Source organism: Oculatella sp. LEGE 06141, assembly GCF_015207605.1.
Classification (GTDB): Bacteria; Cyanobacteriota; Cyanobacteriia; order Elainellales; family Elainellaceae; genus Oculatella.
The window spans coordinates 1-23,522 of sequence record NZ_JADEWO010000010.1; the positions used below are offsets into that span (position 1 = coordinate 1).

The window sequence follows — 23,522 nt, forward strand, 5'->3', positions numbered from 1 at the left end:
TGTATCAAAAAGGTCGAAAAGTTGCTGAAGGTTTCAAAGCCAATATGAAGATTGTCTTCGACGAGCTTCTACCGCAATGGAATTACACAGCCAAACCAGAATTACAGGTTATTTAATTCACGATCCTAAGTAAGTCAACGATTTGAAGCGAAGACCAACCACTTGCTCGTAAAACGGGTTTCATTTACAAAGCGGCGGAACGCGAACAATCGTACAGTTGAAAACTTTAATAGTTCGCTCGAACGGACAACGAGCTGGAATGAGATGGCAAAGCGATCGCGCTACTTGAGGATTACGGATTTCAATCGAGTTTAGCCACTGGCGCACAGGCTGAACGAAGAGAGCAACACGAATGACAGTTGGTTTATTCACAGTAAATGGCTGAGTGGCATGTGTGGAGAATTTCATCCAAACGATAGATGAAAGAATGACCATTTCATTTCTCGTCCGATGGTCTCCAAGGTAGAACTGAAAAATGCAGAACTTGTGTAGAGCCAAAAAAAGATTGCTGTGCGTTGCTGCTATGACGAGTAGAAATGGTGCTGGGTCTGCGATTCGGGCAGCACTCAACATTCGCACAATAAACTGACTTTGCAACCGTTGGAACGGGGTTACTCATCCCAACCTAGAATGGCCGAAATCTGACCGGGTAACTTCATCGCCTTAAACGGCTTGCCAATCACTCCCGCTACGGCCAGTTCCGCAAACCGTCGCTGATCGGCAGCTTGCACCTTTGCGGTCATCAAAATAACCGGAATAGATTGAGTAACAGGATTAGCTTGCAACACTTGGAACGTCTGCACGCCGTTCATATCTGGCATCATGACATCGAGCAAGATGACATCCGGCTGCTCATCGACAGCTTTGGCGACCCCTTCTTCTCCAGATGCGGCGATCGACACATCCCAACCGCCAACCGTTTTGAGGGTGAGTTGAGCAACCGTCCGAATATCGTATTCATCATCAATGATCAGGATACGTTTAGTCGTCATGGGTACCGTCTTCCTTCTTACCTTGAACAATGCGGTTGAGCAGGTTGATCACTCGCTGTTCAAACTCTTGCGGAGTAATGCGTCCTTTCGTCAAGAAGAGTGTTTGCCCCAGTTTTAACCGTTCGCGATCGCCATCATCCAGATCATGCGCCGTATACACCACCAGAGGCACCTGACACAGCCGGTTGTGCTGCCGCAACCAGTCTACAACCGCAAAACCATTGTATTCGGGCAGCCCCAGGTCAAGCACGAGCAAATCGGGAATGATACGCTGGCTTAACTGAATCGCCTCCTGCCCCGTTTGAGCATGAAATGTTTCAACGCGGTGACGAGAAAACATCGCCACGAGCAACTGTGCCAAATCCATATCATCTTCAACCACCAGAACTTTGATGGTCTGATTGGGGCTGCTCAGCGCTTTCTCCAAGGCCCGGTCTAACACCCGCGGGTTGGGCGGTTTTACAATCCAGTCACTAACGCCCGCAGGAGGAACAGCTTTAGCATCTGGAAAGACTCCACTCAAAATGATGACTGGAATAGCTTGGGTTGCCGACTGTTGCTTTAAAGTAGCCAGCGTTTCCCATCCATCCATGTCGGGCATCATCAGGTTAAGCAAAATCACATCGGGTGGGTGGATGGCAGCCTGTTCCACCGCTTCATACCCTGAGGCAACCGTTAGCACCCGGTAGCCTTGCCGTTCTAGCATCACTTTCACCACCGTTCGGATGGACTCATCATCATCGCAAAGCAGCACGAACGGCTGACGGTGGCGGATGGCAGATCGAGGCAGGGAGGAAGACTCTTGGGGTAAACGGCGATCGCTCGTTGACTCTAAAACCAGAGGTGCAGGCTGCACCGGTTGGGAAAGGGGAAGAGTGAAGTAGAAGGTGCTGCCTTCTCCCAGAGTGCTTTCAACCCAAATTTGGCCGTCGTGATGCTGCAAAATGCTGCGACAAATCGACAACCCTAACCCCGTTCCACCTTTCTGGCGCGAATCGGACGCATCAACCTGGTGAAAGCGCTCAAAAATAGACTCAAGTTGATCAGGCGGAATACCGCGCCCCTGGTCTTTAACTTGAAACCGAATCGCCCCGGTTCCCGCTGCCTGCTGCGTGACCTCAGCCTTTAGCCAAACCGTACTGCCGCGCGGCGAAAACTTGATGGCGTTGCTGAGTAAGTTTGTGAGTACCTGAATGATGCGATCGGGATCAGCCCAGAGAGGCATAGCCAGGGAAGAAACTACAAGCGACACTCCTGCTTTTTCAGCGATGTCTTGCAGTGCTTCTACCGTCTGCTGAATCAACTCAGATGTATTGCAGGCTTGCCTGGTCATAACAACCTTGCCTGACTCAATGCGCTCAATATCCAAAATGTCATTAATTAAACGAACCAACCGATCGGTATTACTCGCGGCAATGGTTAACATCTGCTGAGCGTCGTCCGGCTGGTTGTGCAAAACGCCCTCCGCTAGCAGGTCTAATGCAGCCGAAATAGCCGTGAGAGGGGTTCGCAATTCGTGGCTCACCACCGAAACAAATTCATCCTTCAACCGCTCAACTTCACGGCGATCGCTAATATCTTTAACAAAACAGTAATGACCCATAAATTGCTGTTGCGGGTCAAAGCGGGCAATCAACATTACCTGTTTATCAAACACAGTGCCATCACTGCGGATGCCTCTGGTATCCAGCTCTACCTTGCCGTGGGTCAACATCTGTTGATAGGCTGCTTTCAACATTTCAATATCATCGGGATAAATTGTTTGTTCCCATTTCATCCCGATCAATTCATTGGGCGAATAGCCTAGCATCCTGGCATAGGCAGAATTAGCCTGGATGTAGCGTCCTTGTCTATCCAACTGAGAGATGCCTTCTACTGCACTTTCAAGGGCATTGCTCAGGTTATGAAGTTCCTCTTCTGCTCGTTTGCGTTCACTAATATCAAACAGGGTCGAGCGGCTGGTTAAAAAGCGCCCGGCATCATCCTTAATCGCTGTCGCATTCAGGAATACAGGCATCGTTGTGCCGTCTTTGCGGATCAGTTGAAACTCTAGATCATTGATCCAGCCCTGCTCGACAAAACGAGGAAAATTGTCCTGGAAAACGAGTTGGCTTTCAGCCGTGAGAAAATCAGTGAATTTCTTCTGGCCAACCACCTCATCGCGGGCGTAGCCCAACCACCGAAGTTCCGTATCATTCATGCCCACGATGTTGCCATCTTCATCTAGTGAGTGATAGCCGCAGGGAGCATTGTTATACAGATCATGAATCTCTGCTGCCGAGCGGTGTAAAGCCTCCTCGGATCGCTTGCGCTCGGTGATGTCACTGCCAATACCTAAAAATCCGGTGATAGTATTTTGGGCATCGCGCAGAGCCGTGATAGATAAAAGCACTGGAAACTGCGAACCGTCTTTGCGAATGTAGATCCATTCCTGCTCGTCTATTTCTCCCCGTTTGGCCTTTGCTACAAAAGTATCCAAACCGGGTTCGATCGCCTCTCCTAACTCGGCAGACAATAGAGTTGCCCGTTGCACCACTTCATCCCAATCATGGATTAGAGCTGGTGTCGTTTTTCCCACAACCTCTGCGGCTGTATAGCCCAACCATCGCTCTGCGGCTGCGTTGAATGTCAGGATCATGCCGTCCAGCGTTGTAGAAATGATTGAATAGTTGGCGCTATCCAGAATCGCCTGCCAGAGAGTCGTTGTCTCCTGTAACTCTTGTTCTGTCTGTTGCAGTTCAGCCGTTGTTGCGGCCAGGTCAGCTAAGTTGCGCCGTAGCTCCAGTTGCGAGATCACCTGACGGCTCAGTGCCCGCAATGCCTCAACTTGCTCTGTGCTGAGGTGTCGTGGGACGCGATCGATCGCACACAGCGTTCCCAGAGCGTACCCATCGGGGGTGACCAGAGGCGCACCAATATAAAACCGGATATTCGGCTCAGATGTAACCAACGGATTCGTTGCAAACCGCTCGTCGAGCAATGTATCTGGCACAATCAATACATCATCGGGTTGCAAGATTGCATGGGCACAAAACGCCAGATCGCGGGGGGTTTCAGTTGCGCTTAAACCCACTTTGGCTTTGAACCACTGGCGACAATCATCAATCAGGCTCACCAAGGCGATCGGTGTTCCACAAATATAAGCGGCAAGCTGCGTTAGATCGTCGAACGCCGCTTCTGGAAGCGTATCCAGAATCTCGTACTGGCGCAGGATATCCAGCCTTGCTGCTTCGTTATCTGGTAATGGAGCGTTCATCGTTTCGTCTTCACCCAGTTCACCTGAGTTGTACTACCTGGTGCGAGGCTCATTCGGTGCGAGGTTCATTTTCAGTGTATTTTGCTCTCAATTCATGATGCTCAAGTCACCTTCATTGAAATGTATCGAACCGTTCGGGCAATTCATGGCACCCCTGTGGCATCCATGCCATCCATGCAAAGCTGCATTACATCTGATTACATCCGAGTGTATGTGTTGATCCTACTGTAGAAGCGATCGTGGCTGATAGCGGGGAAGGGGGCGATCGTAATAAAGCGCTGCTACAGCAACATAAACCCTTCTGCTACGCCCCACGGCTTGAGGCTTACTAACCCACTGTCAAAGGTACCCTCGCGGGTAATTTTAGAGTTCGGGTTCGGACTCTAGGATGAAAAGCAGATGATTTAGTCCGTTTTTATACAGTTTCCCTCAGGAATTCGTCGTAACCACACGAACCAACACCGCAAAATTCCTGCCCGGGTTACAACCCACCGCTGGGTTTGCTGAACTCAAAAGCTACATTTCAAAACGCGAAAATAGCATATACAGAGGAATCACTATGCCACGCTTACTTCATGGCGCGACCATTACGCTGGAAGCGTATCAACGTGCCGTTGATGCCCTTGCCAACTGTAGCAAAGATGTGCCGCTTGTGTTTGCTGCGGTATTGCCGGTTGACCTGCAAGACTTTGACTTCCTATTTCCCCATCTTCAGCACGATCCGGCCAATCTACTGCCCGAATCACCCGAAACCCGAAACAACCTCGTCCGCCTGGGGCAAACCATGCGCGATACGGGCGAGAACGTAGCCAGTACAGGTGATTCTGATATTCCTGCCGCCTACACTTATCTGGGGCAATTTATTGATCACGATGTTACCCTCGAAACGGTATCAGAGCAGCTACAAAAAGTCACCGATCCAAACCTGAAACCGCTGCCGCTTAGCGAAGTACAGGCCAAAATTCGCAACAGCCGCACCGCAACCCTGGATTTAGATAATGTTTACGGTTTACCCGCACCTCGCGACCCGGCTAACAACGAGAAGATGCAGGTGGGTACGGTAACGAAGCTTAATGGCAATGCAAAACCGTTGCTTCGTCCACCCGGAAAAGAGGATGATAACGATGTGCCGCGTGAACCAAAAAACGACGACCCAGCACGCGATCGCGCCGCCCTAATTGGCGACCCGCGTAACGACGAAAATACAATTATTGCCCAACTTCACACCGCGTTTCTGCGGGCGCACAATGCCCTGGTCGATCAAGGCAAAACCTTCAGTGAGGCACAAACGCTGCTGCGTCAGCATTACCAACACATTGTCCTTCACGATTTTCTCAAACGAATTGTAGACCCACAGATTGTGGACGACATCCTTGAGAACGGCAACCAAGTGTATGACGCGAACGCTAAACGCTTCTTCCTGCCGCTAGAGTTCACCGTGGCGGCCTATCGGTTTGGGCACAGCATGATCCGAACCAGTTACGACTTTAACCTCAATTTCAACACCAGCGGTGAACCCGGTACGGTTCCAGCCACACTTGGGCTGCTGTTTACCTTCACCGCATTGAGCGGACAACTCGGCAACCAGCAAACCGGGGAGAATGATACGCTGCCTGAAAACTGGATAGTTGAATGGGAAAACCTGATTGACGCTGGCAAGCCCTTTAACAAAGCGCGTCGCCTCGACACCAAGCTCGTTGAACCTCTGTTTGAGCTAACCGATCTGCGCGGCAATCAACAGCCCGGAGATAATGCCCGTTTGGCGGTGCGAAATCTGCTGCGCGGTTACTTGCTGCGGATGCCCACCGGACAGGCAGTTGCCCGTGCCCTGCAACAAAAGCTGAAGGGACGCACCATTCCAGTGTTGACCCCACAGCAACTGATTGAGGGAGCCGCCAGCGACGAGCAGGCCAACGTGCTTCAAGAAGCTAACTTCCTGGAGCAAACTCCGCTCTGGTATTACATTCTGGCAGAGGCTTCGGCGATCGCAGATGGCAAACATCTTGGCCCCGTTGGCGGCACCATTGTCGCAGAAGTGCTAATTGGCCTGATACGTCGTAGTGAAGACTCCATCCTCAGCCATACCGACTGGACACCATCCTTACCCTGTGCCCAATCTGGACACTTTACGCTGGCAGACTTGTTAACGTTTGCGGGTGTTCTCTCGTCTAGCAGTCCAGTGGGCGCAACGGGCGAGTCCCACCGCTGGGGGAAATAAGCGTTTCCATTAGCAGGTTATAGCAGGTTAACAGTGGGGGCAATGCCATGCCCCTACCCATGGCACCCCTCCACCGATGCAATTGAGCGCCACCGTTGCGACCAAAACTCAGGTAGAGATGCCCCCTGTGCCGTTCGCCAGTAAGGTATCTGCCGCCTGATACAAAGCGTGGAGGTCGGTGCCATCCTGGGGATACTGCACCACACCAGCACCGAAGGTAGCTTGAAACCGAGCGCCATTTGCAGCTCTAAACGTATATTGATGCAGCTTCTCCAGCAGAGTAAAGAGGCGCTTCGTGCCCTCAGCTTTGCTCATACCAGCCATGCCCACCACAAATTCGGTGCCGGCCCAGCGCGAAACGACATCCTCACGGTGGAACGTGTGGCGCAACAGCTCTCCAAAGCGCGACAGTACTTCATCTCCTGCCGCATGACCATAGTGCTGATTGATATCCTTCAGACCGTTTAGCTTGAGGATGGCAAAGCAAATGGGCTGCTGGCAATGTCTACTCCATAGGAGAAACTCAGTCAGGGTTTGCATTGATTTGCGGCGATTAGCAATGCCAGTGAGCGCATCCGTTTCCGATAGCGTTCTGAGCAGGCGCGATCGCTCCAGGCGGTTGAGAATTCGAGTCAGCAGTTCTGGCCCCACAATCGGCTTACAAACATAGTCATCTGCTCCGGCAGCAAAGACCTGATGCATGGTTTCAGCATCGGTATGAGCCGTGAGAAACAAAATAGGCAAGCCGCTCCAGCGAGGGTCGTTGCGAACCACCTGACACAGATCAATGCCGCTGATGTGAGGCATTTCAACATCCAGAATCAACAGGTCGGGCAGCGTCGCTTCTAGCGTTTCCAGAAACAACAGCGGATTGTCGAGAACAGACACATAAAACCCCCAGGGCAGCAACAACCGCTGTAGTGCAGTTAACACCTGCGAATCATCGTCTACTACCAGAATCATCGCTTCGGTTGGATGCGTCTGTTGCAGAAGTTGATGCACGGCTTCGAGCACATGCGTTGCCGGGGTTGGTTGCTGTAAGATCCGGCATCCAGCCAAACGAGTCGCTCTGACGCGATCGATCAAACTAGTCTGAGTAGCCAGCACCACAGTGGGTACGGGGGGCGTACAGGCACCCAACTCGGCTAACAAGGTGAGGTGATTCTGCATAGAATCAGTCGTCGCAAAATCCAGCAAAACCGCGTCGGGGCGCTGCTCCGAAATTTGCTCCCTTGCCGCCACGGGGTTAGAGATAACGCGCGATCGCATTCCCCAATGGGTAGCCTCTGTCGCCAGTTGCTCGGCTAGTGTCGCGTCTGAACCAACAATCAGCAGCCAGTGCCCGTCGCCAGATGCACCAGTCGCAGGCGGTTCAGGCGGCTGTGGGCTATTCATACGCTGCACTTCCTGACGCAACGCCACCACCAGTTGCGAGAGCTGCTGCACTTGTTGTGGGGTGAGCACCAGCCCCAGTTCAAACAGGGGTTCGATTGCTTGAGCCAGACGGGACCCTTCATCGGACTCAAACATGCCCAAGGAACCGGCCAGCTTATGCGCCTCCCATTCAGCCTGATGCCGCACCTCCTCACTCAGTTGATTCTGGAGCAAGAGCTGGATGGCGTGTTCAAGGATAGCCACCCGGCGATCGATACTCTCTTTAACCTGTTGCCAAATGCTAGCCATTCCGGGTGGAGACTGCGATGCCGCGTTGGTTGAACTCGAGGTTGGCGGATGCTGAGAGTCTGCGGCTTGCTTGGACTCTTGACCATCAACCGGTTTAGCGGTTTTGGTTCGTTTACTAACCGCTTGGGTGGGCTTGAGGCGGTAGCCAATACCGTAAACCGTTTCGATCGGATCAGCCAAAACCCTGGCGCTTTTGAGCTTTTGGCGCAACGCCTTGATGTGAGAGCGAATAGTATCTTCGGTTGGCGATTCTTCAAACGACCAGAGGTGGTCGATTAGCACACTGGTACTAAAAATACGATGCGGATTGCGTAAAAACAGCTCCAGCAACCCATATTCTTTGGGCGTTAGCCGCAGCAGTTGATCGTGACAGGTGACTTCACACACACTGGGGTCAAGCGTCAGGTTGTGCCATACCAGCAGCGGCGGCAAAGCAGCCCCTCCACGCCGCAGCAAGGCACGAATTCGAGCCAATAACTCTTGCAAATCAAACGGTTTAGCAACATAGTCATCTGCCCCTGCATCCAGACCCATCACTTTATTGGTGCTGGTATCTTGAGCCGTTAACAAAACAATGGGCGTTTGATTGCCCTGCGATCGCAACTGCCGACACAAACTAATGCCATCCAGGTTGGGCAGCATAACATCCAGCAAAATCAAGTCATAGGTGAAGGATTCCAGCCGTTCTAACCCCACTCGACCATCCGTAACCGTCTCAACCGAGTAATGTTGATCGATCAGGGCTTTGGTCAATGGTTCAGAAATGAGAGCATCATCCTCAACCAATAAAATTTTCATGGCGGTGGCTGACCGCAAACTAAAGAACGATTTAAAGAACAAACTAAATCTAGCTTGTTACACGTTCAGCCTAGCTTGAGTTAGGCTCTATGTTGCCCTGGCGTTGTAAATGTCAATCGTTCGGCCAGCAGAACCGCTCGATGCCGACGCGATCGCCTCACGACCCACTAACAATGATGCCCTTGTGATTCAACCCCTTAGGGTAGAGGCATCACCCTCGGCAGCTCTTTAGGATAGGTCAATACACCTAGAAGCCTTTTAAGTGACTGCTATGGATTTTAAGTACCGATGGAAAAATGGCGCTCCACCCAGCCGAGATCAGGCCGCAAAAAGCGGTGATCTGCTAGAAGAGAGCCAGTTTACTAGCAAAGAAGACCAGAAAACCGCTGAGGATACCGCTAGAAAACATTTGAATGTTCCTCTACGTCCCTCAGATGCCGACAAACCAACGTTGCCATAAACGGCTCTCTAGATCAGCACGCCCAACACCATTCCGATCAGCAGCACAAACCCAAGCCAAACATTTTGACGGAACACCTGGGTATATACCGAGTGATGGGGTTTCGCGGGACGCAACTGGTAGTAGTGCCACGCCCAACCGACAACGGCGATCGCCAGCGACAGCCAGAACCCAACCCCTAATCCCATCGTGATCCCAACGGCAACCAGCGACAGCGTTGTTCCGGCAAAGAACAGACCAACCGCTTCGGCGGCGTAGGAACCAAAAAATAAAGCGCTCGAATTGACTCCAATCCGCTTGTCGTCGTCTCGATCGGCCATTGCATAAACGGTATCAAAGCCAAGCGTCCACAGCACGGTTGCGCCCCAAAGCCACCACGTCGGCAGTTCCAGTGCCTCTGTAACGGCTGTCCAGCTAATCAGCACGCCAAACCCCCAGGCGATCGACAGCACCAACTGCGGCACCGGAAACACCCGCTTTGCTAGCGGATACAAAATAATCACAGGCACCGCCGCCACGCAGAGCCAGAAGCTGAGGGCATTTAAATAGGAAGCCAGTACCCAGGCACAGGCAAACGAAACCACCGCCACCACCAGTCCCGTTTTGATGGAAAGCGCCCGCGAGGCTAGTGGTCGGCTGCGAGTCCGCTGCACTCGCGGGTCGATATCTCGATCCCACAAATCGTTAACGACACATCCAGCGGCACTAGTTGCTAAACTACCTAACACAATCACGCCGACTAACGGCCACGGCGGCGTTCCGCGAGCGGCAAGGAAGACGGCCCATAGGGCGGGGATCATTAAAATCAGCCGTCCGGTTGGTTTGTCCCAGCGCAAGAGTCGAGCCACAGTCAACCAGGTTGGTTCAGATTTGCGTTGAGGCTGCGTCAGCATGGCAAAAGCAGGAAAGATTGAGGAATGCTGCACTCTAGAATAACGCCAGTTGTGGCTTGGCGGTTAGGGGGTAAACGGTCAGGATTAAAAGGGTAAGGAAGCGCAGGGGTTCAACTTAGAGAACCGTACGGCAGTGGTTGAGCAACCCAAAACGGGGGCAGGGGGTGTGTAATTGGCTAACGGCATATGGCCTAACTCATGATTATTACCGTGGCTAGCTTTAAAGGCGGTGTTGGTAAAACCACGGCGGCTATTCACCTGGCGGCGTTTCTGCAAACCCAGGCGGAAACGTTGCTCATCGATGCCGACCCCAACCGTTCGGCAACCGGATGGGCGAGTCGGGGGCAGTTGCCTTTTGACGTGGTGGATGAGTGGCGATCGCCCCATTCCAATCGACGCTATCACCATGTTGTGATTGATACCCAGGCTCGCCCCGTTGAAGCCGATCTGGCATTGTTAGCCGATGGCTGCGATTTGCTGGTGGTTCCCACCACTCCAGATGTGTTGTCGTTAGAAGCCCTGGTCTTGACATTAGACTATCTGCACAAAATTGAGGCAAACCGCTACCGCATTCTGCTCAACGTCATTCCACCTAAACCCAATCGAGATGGCGAGCAGGTTAGAGCCATGTTGCTAGAAGCAAGGCTGCCAGTCTTCTCAACGGGCATTCGTCGCCTTGCCGTGTTTCAAAAAGCAGCGCGGCTGGGTGTTCCGGTGTATGCCGTTAAAGATGCCAAAGCCCAGGAAGGCTGGCAAGACTATCAGCAGGTTGGGCATGAACTTCTGGCTAATTTTTGATAATCCCTTGCGATAAACCTCTATCCTAAGAATTGAGAACCCCCTGGGATCTCTGCCCAATTCAGTAGTGGCATGGGGAACCCACCACGATAAAATCAGGACAAATTTTTCATTAGATGAAATTTCGGGGCAAATGCAGCACATTTGCTCTGTATTCAAACAAACTCTTAACCCCGTCCTTGATTGTATTGAGTGGTACAAAGTTGCCGGATTGGCGCTTTGTTCATTGAAACAATTAAAGAGCTTTAGGCACATTATTGCGGCCTAACTAAGTATTTTTGCGGTCTTCGCCATCTCCTTAGTTTGAGCCGAACTTGAGTTCATGCCAGCAGTGTTATTTTGGGTGGCTGAATGGTTAACCTGGTCTACAAAAGCAAAGATCGGCTTCTCAATAGCCCAATTCGGGCTGTGCCGCGTGACCGTACCCTCGCTGCGATCGATGTCGGCACGAATTCGATTCATATGGTAGTGGTGCAAATTGAGCCAACGCTGCCATCCTTCACCATTATTGCCAAAGAAAAAGCGACCGTTCGATTGGGCGATCGCGACAAAAAAACAGGGCAGCTCACGCCAGATGCCATTGAACGAGCGATCGAAGCCTTGAAACGCTGTCAAGAGATTGCCCATAGCCTCAACGCTGAAGACATTGTGGCCGTTGCCACCAGTGCTGTGCGGGAATCGCCCAACGGCCATACCTTTCTCCAGCAGGTAGAAGACGAACTGGGGTTGTCCATCAACCTGATTTCGGGTCAGGAAGAAGCTCGCCGCATTTACCTGGGCGTATTGTCGGGCATGGAGTTTAGCAACCAGCCCCATGTGATGATCGACATTGGCGGCGGCTCAACCGAGCTAATTTTGGGCGATGGGCACGAACCCAGAACCTTAAGCAGCACAAAGGTGGGGGCGGTACGGCTCAGCTCAGAGTTTGTCACCACCGACCCCATTAGCAACAGCGAGTTTAACTACCTGAAAGCTTACGTGCGTGGCATGTTAGAGCGGCCTACCGAGGAACTGCAGGCGCACCTTCAACCCGGTGAACAGCCGCAACTGGTAGGCACCTCTGGCACGATCGAAACGCTTGCCAGCATCCATGCGCGCGAAACATTGGGGTTTGTACCGACACCGCTGCACGGGTACGAACTGAGCTTGAAAGACTTACGCGACATCATTGGTCGTTTACGTAAGCTCAACTGCGCCGATCGGCAAGCCATTCCCGGCATGTCTGACCGCCGCTCTGAAATTATTGTGGCGGGAGCCATCATCTTGCAAGAAGCAATGGATTTGCTCGGCATTGAGACGCTAACCATCTGTGAACGATCGCTACGAGAAGGGGTGGTTGTAGACTGGATGCTCACCCACGGGCTAATCGAAGACCGGCTGCGCTATCAGGGTTCCGTGCGCGAACGCAGCGTCATCAGAACGGCGCAAAAGTATCAGATCGACCTGGAACACGCCGAGCGGGTCGCCAAGTTTGCCGTCAATTTGTTTGATCAAATTCAGGGCAGCTTGCACGAGTGGGACGATGAAGAGCGGGAGTTGCTGTGGGCAGCCGCCATTCTGCACAATGCAGGTCATTTTGTGAGCCACTCCTCCCACCACAAACACTCTTACTACCTGATTCGCAATGGTGAACTGCTGGGGTACAACGAGATTGAGGTCGAGACGATCGCCAATCTGGCTCGGTATCACCGCAAGAGCAGCCCCAAAAAGAAGCACGACAGCTACCGCAACATCAACAGCAAAAAGCATCGTCGCGTTGTAGATCAGCTGAGCTGCCTGCTGCGGCTGGCTGTGGCACTCGATCGCCGTCAAATTGGAGCCATTGCCGAGGTCACGTGCGATTATCATGCCGACACCAAAGAAATGCACCTGCGGCTGCAAGCTACCCACCCAGAAGACGACTGCGCCCTGGAGTTGTGGAGTCTGGATCAAAAGAAAGACTGCTTCGAGGCTGAATATAACCTGACGCTGGTACCAATTTTAGAATCGGCGGTGGCTGTGAACTAGCGGCTGAGGGTTATCCCGCTGTCGTTAACTGAGCGATCGCAGCTATTAGTGCAGCTGGGTCCACCGGTTTAGAGAGGTGGGTTTGAAAGCCAACCGCAATGGCTTTTTGCTGGTTTATTTCCCCAGCATAGGCTGTGAGGGCGATCGCCGGAACCTGCCCGCTTTGTTCAGGGGGGAGAGTTCTCACCTGCCGCAGCAACATGTATCCATCCATTTCGGGCATACCCACATCGCTCAACAGTATATCTGGCTGAAACTCGGCTAAAGCGGCAAGTGCTTCGAGGGCGGAAGTTGCGACCCTCACGGTTGCGCCATATTGGTCTAGCAGGAAGGCGATAAACTCACGGGTATCCGCTTCGTCGTCTACCACCAAGACTCTGATGCCGTCTAAGTTGGTGAATGGTTCATAGGGTGGCTTATCATCCTCCATAGCAGCCGGGTTCCGCATCAGCGGTAGCTCCACCGTAAAGGTCGCACCTTTTCCTTCCCCCGAACTTTCTGCCCATACGGTGCCGCCGTGCAGTTCAACCAGGTGACGCACGATCGCCAACCCCAACCCCAACCCACCATGCACACGGGTGATAGAGGCATCAAACTGCCGGAAGTAGTCAAACACATGGGGCAGAAAGTCGGCGCTGATGCCCTGCCCGGTATCCCGGACTCGAATTTGAATCTGAGTATCCTGATGGGCGAGTGAAATCCAGACCTGCCCCCCTGCTGGTGTGAACTTGATGGCATTCGACAATAAATTCCAGATCACCTGCTGCAAGCGGGTTTCATCCCCCACTACCGGCCCTGGCACAGAATCCACCACAAACTTGAGATCGATAGACTTGGCATTTGCCGCCAGCCGCATGGTTTCAATGGCTGCTTCAATCACCAATACCAGATCGATTGGCTTAACGTTCAAGCTCAATTTACCTTGAACAATGCTGGAAATATCGAGCAAATCATCGATCAGTTGTGCCTGGGTTGAGGCGTTACGCTCAATTGTGGCGATCGCCCGTGTCAGGGTATCTGCATCGTAGGAATGCGATCGCAATAGCTTTGACCAACCCAAAATAGCGTTCAGGGGCGATCGCAGTTCATGGGACAGCACCGCTAAAAACTCGTCTTTAACGCGATTGGCTCGATCCAGTGCCTCAGCCTGTTGCCGAAAGCGCAATTCACTCTGGCGTAGCGCCTGTTCGGCCTGTTTGCGATCGCTAATATCTTCCATCAAGCCATCAATGATGGTAATGCCCTCCACCTGCGTAAACGTCTTACTGACCCGCACCCAGATCTGGGTGCCATCGGCACGTCGCAGTTGCAGGTCTCGCTCTCGCACCTGGGCATTTTGTTTAAGCTGGTTCAGCAGTTCCGCATAGTCCTCCGATTGAAAATAGCCAGCCAGCGGTTGGTTGGCTGGCAGCTCGGCCAATGAATTTAAACCCAGTAACCGCAAAAAAGCGGCATTACCTTCCAGCAATGCACCATCCGACGAGAGACGATATACCGCAACATTGAGCTGATTCAGCAAGGTTTGGAACCGAACTTCTAACCCTGCGGCTTTGCGCTGCGCTATGGCTCGCTCTAGCACCGCACGAACCGCACCCCGCAAGCGAACATAGTGCTTCGGCGACTTGATGATGTAGTCGTCTAATCCAGACTTCATCGCCTCGACGGCAACCTCCTGGGTGCCGCTATTGGTGAACATGATCACCGGACGGTCAGGATAACGCGACTTCACAGTTTGAACAACGGTTAGGCCATCACTCCATCGCAGTTGATAGTCTGAAATGGTCAGGTCAAATTGCCCTGCATCCAGTGCCCACGTTAAATCGGCAGCTTGAATCACCTGAGTTACATGTACTGCTGGAAATTCTCGCTCTAGTTCTCGGATAGCCAAAAGGCGATCGTGAGGATTGTCGTCAACCAAGAGAATGCGTAACATGAGTGACAGGAAGGAACGGCTGAGATAACTGCACAATCAGGTACTTGAAAGTATTACAGCCATTTACGGTTCCCGAATACTGTTACAAGGTAGATTCAATCTGTATTTAATCTGCTTCAATTTGTGGATTTTCGTTCAAAATCAGCCAATGCAGGTTTAGCGTCTTGACGATATCGACCAGGCTATTAAACTCGACCGGTTTGGTCATGTAGGCATTCGCACCCAGGTCATACACTCGATTAATGTCAGAAGACTCTCTAGAAGCCGTTAACATAACGACGGGTAGCCGCTTCAGGTCGGGCTGTTGGCGCAGCCACATTAGCACTTCTGCACCCGATCGCCGGGGTAGTTTTAGGTCGAGCAACACCAGCACAGGGAAAGGATAGCGATCGCGGTTGGTGTAGGGCGCTTGTCGAGACAGGTAAAGAACGGCAGCATCTCCATCCGTAACCACCTGAAGCGGATTTGGAATATTGGCCTTGTTAAAGGCTCGTCGGATCAGGAGGATATCTTTAGGATTGTCCTCCACCAGCAAAACGGTGTCCTGTGCAGTACTCATACGTTTTCTAGGCCAGGGATAACTCTATCCAAAACCGACTGCCCTGTCCGGGCTGCGACTCTACGCCAATTTGCCCATTCATCTGCTCGATTCCTTTTCGCACGATCGCTAACCCAATTCCTGTGCCGGGGTACACCTCTCCCCCGTGCAAACGCTCAAACACGTTAAAAATGCGTTGCTGCGCCTCGGGTGCAATCCCAATACCATTGTCAGCGATCCATAGCCGAATGCGATCGCCCCGTGTCTCTGCCCATAGTCTGACCTGGGGCTGTACACCGGGAGCCACAAACTTGATGGCGTTGGTCAGCAAATTTGTTAGCACCTGGGTGAGAGTCAGGCGATCGGCGATCGCCATCCCGGTAAACGGTTCAACTACAACACGAGCCTGACGTTGCTCTAACTCAGGTGCAAGCTGCATTAAGACACTGGTTACCACCCGTTCCAGGTCGATCGGCTGAAGCGGGATATCGGCCTGACTGAGCTGACTGTAAGCGAGCAAGTCTTGGATCAGGCGATCGGTTTGCTGGGTATCGACATAAATCCGCTGGAGGTAGTCCTGACCGATGGCATCCAATTGGTTGGTGTGCTCTTCCAGCAAGATTTGAGCAAACGCCTGAATGGCGCGGAGGGGGGCACGCAAATCGTGGGATACCGAGTAAGCAAAGTCTTGCAGATTTTGATTAGCGGTGGCTAACCGTTGGTTGGTCGATTCGAGTTCACGGTTGGTGGCCTCTAGTTGGGCAGTGCGCTCTGTCACCCGTCCCTCTAGCACTTCGTTGAGGTGCTGGAGCTGCATTTCTGCCCGTTTGCGCTCCGTAATATCTTCAATTAACCCATCCAAAACAGTTTCATCATCCACCGGGTTAAGCATTGTGCTAAACACGACCCACATCGGCTTGCCATCACTTCCCTGGATCTGCGTTTCCTGGTGCTGATGTTGGGGGGGCACAAGGCGAGCGAGCTGTAGATACTGCTGGCGCAGGTCTAATGGCAAAACAGCCTGTGCTTGTGCGATCGAATCTACACCTAACACGTTCAGCAAGGCCGGGTTGCACTCCAGCAGGTTTCCGTTGGCATCCGACCGGAAAACCCCCACATTCAACTGGTTTAAAAGAGCCTGAAGACGCAGATCCAGCCGAGCCGCTCTTTGCTCAGCCTCAACCCGCTCCAACGCCACTCGCACCGCAGCCGCTAAGCGAACATAGCGGTTTGGCTGCTTGAGGACATAGTCATTTAATCCCGCTTTCATAGACTCAACCGCAATCTCTTCACTGCCTGTGTTGGTAAACATAATCACAGGACGAGTAGGATAGCGGGCTTTAAGCGTGCGTAACACCTCTAAACCGTTACTCCAGCCTAGCTGGTAGTCGGTAATCACCAGGTTAAACGTCCCTGTGGCTACCGCCTGGGCAAAACTCTCGGCTTCCCGAATCTCCTGGATCTGAACCTGCGGAAATTCTCGCTTTAGCTCTCGAATCGCCAGGAGGCGATCGCCCGGATTATCGTCAATTAACAGAATGCTAAATCCCTGACTCATCAAATTGGTTGTGGTCTTGCTTATAGTCCTGGTTATGAACAATGCGTGTCCGTTCAGCGGCTGGCAGTTCAAGCCAGAAACGGCTACCCTGCCCCGGTGCCGATTCCACCCCAACACGACCGTTCATTCGTTCTATCCCTTTGCGAACGATCGCCAGACCAATGCCCGTACCAGGATAAATTTCTACACCATGCAGCCGTTCGAAAACGCGAAACACGCGATCCTGGTGTTCTGGAGCAATGCCAATGCCGTTATCGGCGATCCACAGGCGCACCGAATCAGGGTGCTCCTGCGCGTACACCTGCACAGATGGCGATTGGTCTGGCTCTACAAACTTCATGGCATTGGTTAACAAGTTCGTCACCACTTGCGTTAGCGTTGAGCGGTGAGCCATGACCCGGGGCAACGGTGAGTCCACCTTTATCTCGGCCTGCTGTTCCTGCACCTGGGCATTTAACTGCTTTAGCGCATCATTTACGACGGTCTCCAAACTCACCGATTGCAGTTGAACTTGAGTGCGGCTCAAGCGGCTGTAATTTAGCAAGTCGGCAATCAGGGTGTCCATTTGGATCGCACCCTCAATGATGTAGTGGGTGTATTCCTGCCCCACCGCATCAAGTTGGTCGCCATAGTCTTCTAGCAATGCCTGAGCAAAGCCCTGCATGGTTCGCAACGGCGCTCGTAAATCATGGGAAACCGAGTAGCTAAAGGCTTCGAGGTCGTCATTGCTCTCTTGCAAGCGTATGGTGCGTTCTGCCACCCGTCTTTCCAGTTCTTCGGTGTAGCCTTGAAGCTGTTCGCGCAGTTTAGATTGTTGAACCGCGATCGCCAACTGGTCGGCCACTTCACGGGCAATGTCCTGGTCTTCCTGGTTAAAACCGTTCGTGGTTTTAGCAAACAGATTGAGATTGCCGATCTGTTTGCCCTCAGCCATCATCACAACGCTCAGAACGCTGAGATACCCCTGTGATAGCAGCAATTCCAGGGTGGCAGAACGGGGATTGAGGCTGGCGAGATCTGCAACATACAGAACAGGGTCTCGATGGGTCAGCAGATCGGGCGATAGGCGATCGTCCAGCGGCAGAACCATGCTTATCATCTCACCCGCCTCTTGCTTGATGAGGGTCTGGATTTCGTTCACCTCAGCATCCAGCAGGGTAATGCCACCTTCCCGTCCGGGCAGCTTGCTAATTAATTGCGAGAGCGCTTCATGGGCAAGAGACTCAAGGGATTGTGCTGCTAAAATAGCTCGGTCAATGTCGTGTAAGGCGGCTAAGCGCTGCGCCGAGCGCTGGGCGGTTTCAGTTTGCACCTGAGCCGTTTGCAGTGCCGTCTCATAAACATCAGAAACCTGGAAAAGCTGACGCTGGATATAGTAAGCCAGAATCGCCCCAATCACGATCGCCAGCACAATGCTGGTGGCAACAACCGATACGGTAGTCTGCCGCACCCGTTGACTGCGCTGATCTCGCAGGCTTTCTTCGGTCGCTATAAAGGTAGCAACCTGACGACGCATTCCGTCCATTAGCTGTTTTCGTGCCCGCAGAACCGATAGGGGTTCGTCCTGCTGTTGACGAACCAACACCATGAGCGCTGGGACATAGTTTTCCCACTCCTGGTAGCGCGATCGAAGTTGAATCACCCGCTGCACCTGGAGGGGGTTGTCGTCAACCAACTGCTCTAACGTATTCATGGCTGGCTCGATCGCGCCCCTGGCATCTTCATAGGGCTGCAAAAACTCTCGCTCCTGAGCCAGAAAATAGCCTCGGATTCCCGTTTCCGAATCCAGCAGCAGCTTTTGAGTATGGTTAGCTTGAGCAATGACCGCATCGGTATGCTCTAGCCACTGTATTGCCGACAGCAGGCGAGTAATTTGCCAAACGGAAACCCCCGAAAACAACAACAATAGAACAATCGGCATGGCGATCGTTTTGGAAAGCCGCTGTCGGAAGTTGGTTTGAGCAGGATCGAGCAACATTCCACCATGCTAGTAGTAAACCTAAGGGTAGGAAGCACTACCGAACGCGGTATAAGACTTATTAATGCGTTGGCGGTGAAGGATTGGCTGAACGGTTGGCAACCGATCGCACCAACGGCAAAAACGTCTCCGTCAGTTCAGGTTGGCTCACAACCAGGGTGGGATACGATCGCTGGCTGTAATCTTCACCCACCTTCAGCGGAAAAATAGGGTCAGTCTCTAGCGGTACCCAGGCCGCACCTGCCGCTTGCACGATCGCCCACACCGCTGCAATATCCCAAATTTTTGGCGTGGCTTCCACTCCACCCAAAGCAATCCCGGCGGCAATGGTAAGCAGGTTATAGGTCGCCACCCCCAGCATCCGGATTTTGCAGGGAACCGGGTTTTGCAACACCGAAGTACTGCGAGCGCAAAGGTTAAAGAAGTGATTCGCCGACGGCGCATCCGTACTGGCATGAATCGGTTGATGGTTCAGAAAAGCTCCGGTTGGCCCGCTTAAGCCAGAGGTGCCATACCAGTAGCCGTAAAACGATTGGGCGATCGGCGGCAAATGCACATATCCAAACACAGGAGTGCCCTGGTACAGCAAACCCAGGGAAATTCCCCAAATGGGGACACCGCGCGCAAAGTTGGTGGTGCCATCAATGGGGTCAATGATCCAGCACCAGTCCTGGTCTGGAAAGATATGTTCTACTTCTTCGCTCAAAACGCCATGGGCGGGAAAAGCCTGGGCGATCGCCCCCCTTAATTCCTCATCTGCCCAGCGATCGGCTTGCGTTACCAAACTGCCGTCGGCCTTTTCTGCCGCTGTTACCTGTCCAAATTCATTGAGCAATTGGGCACCGACTCGCGCGGTGGTGGTTTCAGCAAATGTTAATACATCTGTCCAAAATTCAGTCATGGTTAATCCAGGTCGCTTTCTAATACGGTAGCGATCGCCCGTTTGGAGTTGGTCTGAAACTCCTGGATATCAACGCGGCTCAGGCACCACACCGCAATTAACATGCCGATCGCCTGTAAACCAAACACCAACCCATACGCCAGCATTGGGTTGCTAAATAGCTGCCTGCCCACGGTTAGCACGGCTCCACCGCTAAGGGTGGCGATCGCCCGGGCAATGGCCTGCGACAACCCCCATGCCCCAATAAATGTGCCTGCGGTTTCTGCCGCCGTTAGATCCAGCATCATACTAATGGCTCCTGTGGTCGTCCAGCCCGACGCTAACCCAAACAGAAACAGCGCCCCTTTGAGCAACGCTGGAGTCTGGGTTAAACCAGACAGAATAATGAGCAAAAAACAAAACGACACCAGGAAACAGCCAATTTTAGTCGTGGCTTGTTTACCCAACCGGGGAACCACTAAAAATCCGGTGCTGCTTAATCCAATCAGCGTTCCCATGCCCCAAAAAGCATTCAGCAGCGTTGTTTCAGAGTAACTCATGCCAAATACCTGCCCGCCATAGGGTTCCAGCACGGGTTCCTGCATAAACAGGCTCACGGTCATCACCAGCAAAAAGGTGAAGAATATTCCGGTTTGGCGATTGGCCGTTAACACTCGCAGCGATCGCCCCAGGGTAATTTTATCTTCGCGATCGGCCAGGGTAGAACGGGTAGAGTAGCGCGAATATTTTTTCTCAACGCCAAGGGTCGCCAAAAACGCCAGCCCAATCACCATCAGCGGCACAATCAAAAACAGTCGATTGATGGCCGCTTGCAACAGTTCAATTGGGGCATCGGCTTCCAGTTGCCGCAGCAACCCGCCGCTGATAATAGCACCCACTACAATGCCAACCATCAGCATCGACCAAACCACACCCACCAGTTTGGAGCGGTCTTCTTCGTCCGACACATCGACCAGCAGAGCCGCAAAGGGCGTTGAGCTAGAGCTAAGCGCTAACCCATAGATGGCAAACAGTAAAGCCAACAGTGCCGCCCAGCCAGCGGTTTGCAGCGTCCATGACCAACTGCCGATCGCCTCAATGGTGCCACCCAGTTGCCAGGAGATTTGCACCGCTAAAAACGAGACAACCGCAAATGTAATGGCACCCAACCATACATAACCGCTGCGGTGCAGCCCCAAAACTGGCCTGGAATCGGACAGTTGCCCAAACCAGACGCGAGCCGGTGCAACAAACTGGTGCATAGCCAAAATACCCGCTGCAATGATCGCCGGAACCGCTAAGCCATCGATCAAAACGCGGTTCAGCACACCCAGGGTCAGGATAGACATAATGCCCAATCCCATTTGAAACAACCCCAGCCGAAACATAGTAAACAGAGTGACTTTGGGCAGTGCTTTGCTCGGTACCTGTGAATCTGAAAAATCGCCGATCGCCATTCAACTCAACTCCAAAACGTGCTTGCTGCATTGCAAACCTGCTTGCCAGCCTGTTTGAATTATCGTGTCTTCCAGCCACTAAGGGGAATGAACCGAATTGAAATCCGTTATTCTTCATTTTTGCGCGATCAACAAGTGGCCTTTTCCCTGAGCAGGTAAAGAAAAGTGAAGCTAAGTTAACAAAATATAAAGAAAAAGAAGGCTAGTATCAATTCGGCTAACCCGGTTGCCGATACCGCAACATAGGGGTGAGTCACCCCTTCAGCCATTGCAACACCACTGCAATCATCCTATTTCTTTTATGCTTTGCGATTCTTGTCAACGTCAAACGCTGTGTTTGCCCTCGCAACTCGCCCAAGTCGATTCCAGAGTCATGGCATTACTTCAGCAGCTCAAAAAGTGTGAGATGCGGATTGCAATTAAAAAACCAAAACCTCTGCTGAAGCAACAGTCCAGTTAGTACAGTCCAGTTAGGTAAGAAGGGGGACGCGATCGCGTCCCCCTTTTGGATTGAAACCCGTTACGCTGAGACATTAAGCAGCGATAGTTCAAGCTATGTTGCAGGAGATTGCAGCAATAGCGAAAAAGTCGCTAATTTCTAATCAATGGGTTGATTGGTATGGGGCTATGACTCAACAATTTCAGCACGCAATGCTACCGCAAACCACGCACGATGAGCTAGCTCGTCAGAAATTTGTCAACAGCTTGCAAGCCTACATTGGTAGCCAGGTTTCGCCTAAATTGCAGGGCATTTACGAACGAGCCAAACCCCAATTTGAGCAACAGCATCAGCGTCCGCCCCACGATCGCCACGAAGTGCGGCAACTGATGCAAGACAACCCAGACTACCACTGGTGGGGAGCGCTGCGGCGCACCACGCAAGAAGTAATGTGGGAGTCGGTAATGACCAGCGTCGATCGCCAACTCGCTGAACTGAACAGCCGCTACACTCAGTTACAGCATCCCCATCGGCTCGGCTCACTAACTCTCCATCCAGACTTTGAGCTGCCTGCCTATCAGCGAGCCGTAGACATTCACTGTATGCCGGGAAGCTACCATCACGAATTGGGCAATGATGATGTGGCGGCAGGTGCGGTGTACGATCGCGGTGTCTATCTTTATGTACAGGGTCGGCTGGGGCCACTCAATGATGGCCTGGGGCAAGCGCTAATTCACAATTACCTCAAACCCAATGATCCAGACTGGCAACCGATTCGCATTCTCGATTTGGGCTGCTCTGTGGGGCACAGCACCCTGCCCTACGTCGATGCCTATCCCAATGCCGAAGTTCATGCGATCGATGTCGGGGCATCCCTGTTGCGCTATGCTCATGCGCGAGCAGAAGCCTTGGGCAAACGAGTTCATTTTGCTCAGCAGAACGCTGAACAAACCGACTTTGCCGATGCCTCGTTTGACCTGATTGTGTCTCACATCTTGCTGCACGAAATGCCCGGTTTTGCCATTCAAAATGTGATGAAGGAGTGTCATCGCTTGCTGAAACCGGGTGGCCTCATGGCGCATCTAGAAGCGTCTCTCTACAAACACATGGACCCCTTCCGGGCATTTTTGTTTGACTGGGAAACCGCCAACAATAACGAACCCTTTTGGAGCGCCATGCGGGATTTGGATTTGGAAGCGATCGCCACCGATGCCGGATTTGCCACCGAGCGCATCACCCCCACCGCTATTTCTGCGATCGTGCAACCAGCAGGGCAAGCAAAGCAGGGGTTTGGCAGTCGAGGAAGCTGGTATGTGCTGGCAGCACGCAAATGAATGAGGACATCTCTATGCTTAAAACCGCCAAGGGAAAGCGCCCGATTTATCTGGGAAGCCAGCAAACCGATCAATTGCTGACGATCGCCATTGCCTTGATGGAAGAAGTCTCGGTGTTGCGCGATCGCCTCGATACCATCGAACGATTGGCAGAAGCCAAAGGGCTGATCTTAAAAGACGACATTGAATCCTACCAACCCGATCCTCAAGCCGATCAGGAACGCGAGCAATGGAGAGCAGCCTATTTAGAACGGGTGCTGCGAGGTCTACAACAACAGTAGAAGCGGGGCGATCGCGTTC

Annotated in this window: 18 protein-coding genes and 1 pseudogene; 8 read left to right on the top strand and 11 right to left on the bottom strand. The window is 52.5% G+C overall.

Annotation, left to right across the window (positions count from 1 at the left end; genetic code table 11):
• Nucleotides 1-117 precede the first annotated feature (117 nt).
• The 3 genes and pseudogenes from IQ268_RS33355 to IQ268_RS09460 form a co-directional block, all read right to left on the bottom strand.
• Nucleotides 118-573: pseudogene (locus IQ268_RS33355) on the bottom strand (Mo-dependent nitrogenase C-terminal domain-containing protein).
• Between the two features lie 38 nt (nucleotides 574-611).
• Nucleotides 612-992, bottom strand: coding sequence for a response regulator (locus IQ268_RS09455; RefSeq protein WP_193877821.1), 381 nt, complete (start codon nucleotides 990-992; stop codon nucleotides 612-614).
• Nucleotides 982-4,248: a PAS domain S-box protein gene (locus tag IQ268_RS09460; RefSeq protein ID WP_193877823.1), complete on the bottom strand. Its 3,267-nt coding sequence runs from the start codon at nucleotides 4,246-4,248 to the stop codon at nucleotides 982-984. Before IQ268_RS09460 ends, IQ268_RS09455 begins: the two co-directional genes overlap by 11 nt.
• Nucleotides 4,249-4,329: 81 nt before the next feature.
• On the opposite strand from IQ268_RS09460, the gene IQ268_RS09465 reads away from it, so the two are divergent.
• A complete protein-coding gene (locus IQ268_RS09465; protein ID WP_193877825.1) occupies nucleotides 4,330-4,479 on the top strand; it encodes a hypothetical protein in 150 nt (49 codons plus the stop codon).
• Nucleotides 4,480-4,807: 328 nt separating this feature from the next.
• Nucleotides 4,808-6,466, top strand: coding sequence for a heme peroxidase family protein (locus IQ268_RS09470; RefSeq protein ID WP_193877827.1), 1,659 nt, complete (start codon nucleotides 4,808-4,810; stop codon nucleotides 6,464-6,466).
• Between the two features lie 108 nt (nucleotides 6,467-6,574).
• Here the strand turns inward: IQ268_RS09470 and IQ268_RS09475 are convergent, their stop codons facing one another.
• Complete coding sequence (locus IQ268_RS09475; protein ID WP_193877830.1) at nucleotides 6,575-8,947, bottom strand: response regulator; 2,373 nt, start codon at nucleotides 8,945-8,947, stop codon at nucleotides 6,575-6,577.
• 109 nt (nucleotides 8,948-9,056) lie between these two features.
• Here IQ268_RS09475 and IQ268_RS32820 point away from each other — a divergent pair, with 109 nt between their 5' ends.
• Complete coding sequence (locus IQ268_RS32820; RefSeq protein WP_255527164.1) at nucleotides 9,057-9,179, top strand: hypothetical protein; 123 nt, start codon at nucleotides 9,057-9,059, stop codon at nucleotides 9,177-9,179.
• Between the two features lie 39 nt (nucleotides 9,180-9,218).
• Complete coding sequence (locus IQ268_RS09480; protein ID WP_193877832.1) at nucleotides 9,219-9,407, top strand: bromodomain-containing protein; 189 nt, start codon at nucleotides 9,219-9,221, stop codon at nucleotides 9,405-9,407.
• 8 nt (nucleotides 9,408-9,415) lie between these two features.
• On the opposite strand, the gene IQ268_RS09485 is transcribed toward IQ268_RS09480, so the two are convergent.
• Nucleotides 9,416-10,300 (bottom strand): 4-hydroxybenzoate solanesyltransferase, encoded by an 885-nt coding sequence (locus IQ268_RS09485; protein WP_193878049.1) that lies wholly within the window; start codon nucleotides 10,298-10,300, stop codon nucleotides 9,416-9,418.
• 198 nt (nucleotides 10,301-10,498) lie between these two features.
• Here IQ268_RS09485 and IQ268_RS09490 point away from each other — a divergent pair, with 198 nt between their 5' ends.
• Entirely contained in the window at nucleotides 10,499-11,098 is a 600-nt protein-coding gene (locus IQ268_RS09490; protein ID WP_193877834.1) for a ParA family protein, read from the top strand.
• 351 nt (nucleotides 11,099-11,449) lie between these two features.
• Entirely contained in the window at nucleotides 11,450-13,105 is a 1,656-nt protein-coding gene (locus IQ268_RS09495) for a Ppx/GppA phosphatase family protein (protein ID WP_193877836.1), read from the top strand.
• A gap of 10 nt (nucleotides 13,106-13,115) precedes the next feature.
• Here IQ268_RS09495 and IQ268_RS09500 read toward each other — a convergent pair whose 3' ends face one another.
• The 6 genes from IQ268_RS09500 to IQ268_RS09525 all read right to left on the bottom strand — a co-directional run bounded on the left by IQ268_RS09500 (nucleotide 13,116) and on the right by IQ268_RS09525 (nucleotide 21,449).
• The gene (locus IQ268_RS09500; protein ID WP_193877838.1) at nucleotides 13,116-15,038 is read right to left on the bottom strand and encodes a response regulator; all 1,923 of its coding nucleotides are present in this window, start codon (nucleotides 15,036-15,038) and stop codon (nucleotides 13,116-13,118) included.
• 106 nt (nucleotides 15,039-15,144) lie between these two features.
• The gene (locus IQ268_RS09505; RefSeq protein ID WP_193877840.1) at nucleotides 15,145-15,597 is read right to left on the bottom strand and encodes a response regulator; all 453 of its coding nucleotides are present in this window, start codon (nucleotides 15,595-15,597) and stop codon (nucleotides 15,145-15,147) included.
• Nucleotides 15,598-15,604: 7 nt separating this feature from the next.
• Nucleotides 15,605-17,134, bottom strand: coding sequence for an ATP-binding protein (locus IQ268_RS09510; protein ID WP_193877842.1), 1,530 nt, complete (start codon nucleotides 17,132-17,134; stop codon nucleotides 15,605-15,607).
• On the bottom strand, nucleotides 17,118-19,112 hold the full coding sequence (locus tag IQ268_RS09515) for a CHASE3 domain-containing protein (protein ID WP_193877844.1): 1,995 nt from the start codon (nucleotides 19,110-19,112) through the stop codon (nucleotides 17,118-17,120). The genes IQ268_RS09510 and IQ268_RS09515 overlap by 17 nt, the downstream gene beginning before the upstream one ends.
• Before the next feature lie 61 nt (nucleotides 19,113-19,173).
• Nucleotides 19,174-20,013, bottom strand: a complete 840-nt coding sequence (locus tag IQ268_RS09520; RefSeq protein ID WP_193877846.1) for an inositol monophosphatase family protein — start codon at nucleotides 20,011-20,013, stop codon at nucleotides 19,174-19,176.
• Between the two features lie 2 nt (nucleotides 20,014-20,015).
• Nucleotides 20,016-21,449, bottom strand: coding sequence for a BCD family MFS transporter (locus tag IQ268_RS09525; protein ID WP_193877848.1), 1,434 nt, complete (start codon nucleotides 21,447-21,449; stop codon nucleotides 20,016-20,018).
• 627 nt (nucleotides 21,450-22,076) lie between these two features.
• Between IQ268_RS09525 and IQ268_RS09530 the strand changes: the two genes are divergently transcribed.
• Together IQ268_RS09530 and IQ268_RS09535 are read left to right on the top strand one after the other, a co-directional pair.
• Nucleotides 22,077-23,222 carry a class I SAM-dependent methyltransferase gene (locus tag IQ268_RS09530; protein ID WP_193877850.1) on the top strand — a complete coding sequence of 382 codons (1,146 nt, stop codon included), beginning with the start codon at nucleotides 22,077-22,079 and terminating at the stop codon, nucleotides 23,220-23,222.
• A complete protein-coding gene (locus tag IQ268_RS09535; protein ID WP_228035226.1) occupies nucleotides 23,219-23,503 on the top strand; it encodes a hypothetical protein in 285 nt (94 codons plus the stop codon). The genes IQ268_RS09530 and IQ268_RS09535 overlap by 4 nt, the downstream gene beginning before the upstream one ends.
• The last annotated feature ends 19 nt before the right edge of the window (nucleotides 23,504-23,522 follow it).

What these genes read in the sequence shown, in the direction of transcription:
- IQ268_RS09455 (WP_193877821.1), bottom strand. Translation starts at nt 992, where the DNA reads ATGACGACTAAACGTATCCTGATCATTGATGATGAATACGATATTCGG.
- IQ268_RS09460 (WP_193877823.1), bottom strand. Translation starts at nt 4,248, where the DNA reads ATGAACGCTCCATTACCAGATAACGAAGCAGCAAGGCTGGATATCCTG.
- IQ268_RS09470 (WP_193877827.1), top strand. Translation starts at nt 4,808, where the DNA reads ATGCCACGCTTACTTCATGGCGCGACCATTACGCTGGAAGCGTATCAA.
- IQ268_RS09475 (WP_193877830.1), bottom strand. Translation starts at nt 8,947, where the DNA reads ATGAAAATTTTATTGGTTGAGGATGATGCTCTCATTTCTGAACCATTG.
- IQ268_RS32820 (WP_255527164.1), top strand. Translation starts at nt 9,057, where the DNA reads ATGTCAATCGTTCGGCCAGCAGAACCGCTCGATGCCGACGCGATCGCC.
- IQ268_RS09480 (WP_193877832.1), top strand. Translation starts at nt 9,219, where the DNA reads ATGGATTTTAAGTACCGATGGAAAAATGGCGCTCCACCCAGCCGAGAT.
- IQ268_RS09485 (WP_193878049.1), bottom strand. Translation starts at nt 10,300, where the DNA reads ATGCTGACGCAGCCTCAACGCAAATCTGAACCAACCTGGTTGACTGTG.
- IQ268_RS09490 (WP_193877834.1), top strand. Translation starts at nt 10,499, where the DNA reads ATGATTATTACCGTGGCTAGCTTTAAAGGCGGTGTTGGTAAAACCACG.
- IQ268_RS09495 (WP_193877836.1), top strand. Translation starts at nt 11,450, where the DNA reads ATGGTTAACCTGGTCTACAAAAGCAAAGATCGGCTTCTCAATAGCCCA.
- IQ268_RS09500 (WP_193877838.1), bottom strand. Translation starts at nt 15,038, where the DNA reads ATGTTACGCATTCTCTTGGTTGACGACAATCCTCACGATCGCCTTTTG.
- IQ268_RS09505 (WP_193877840.1), bottom strand. Translation starts at nt 15,597, where the DNA reads ATGAGTACTGCACAGGACACCGTTTTGCTGGTGGAGGACAATCCTAAA.
- IQ268_RS09510 (WP_193877842.1), bottom strand. Translation starts at nt 17,134, where the DNA reads ATGAGTCAGGGATTTAGCATTCTGTTAATTGACGATAATCCGGGCGAT.
- IQ268_RS09515 (WP_193877844.1), bottom strand. Translation starts at nt 19,112, where the DNA reads ATGTTGCTCGATCCTGCTCAAACCAACTTCCGACAGCGGCTTTCCAAA.
- IQ268_RS09520 (WP_193877846.1), bottom strand. Translation starts at nt 20,013, where the DNA reads ATGACTGAATTTTGGACAGATGTATTAACATTTGCTGAAACCACCACC.
- IQ268_RS09525 (WP_193877848.1), bottom strand. Translation starts at nt 21,449, where the DNA reads ATGGCGATCGGCGATTTTTCAGATTCACAGGTACCGAGCAAAGCACTG.
- IQ268_RS09530 (WP_193877850.1), top strand. Translation starts at nt 22,077, where the DNA reads ATGACTCAACAATTTCAGCACGCAATGCTACCGCAAACCACGCACGAT.
- IQ268_RS09535 (WP_228035226.1), top strand. Translation starts at nt 23,219, where the DNA reads ATGAATGAGGACATCTCTATGCTTAAAACCGCCAAGGGAAAGCGCCCG.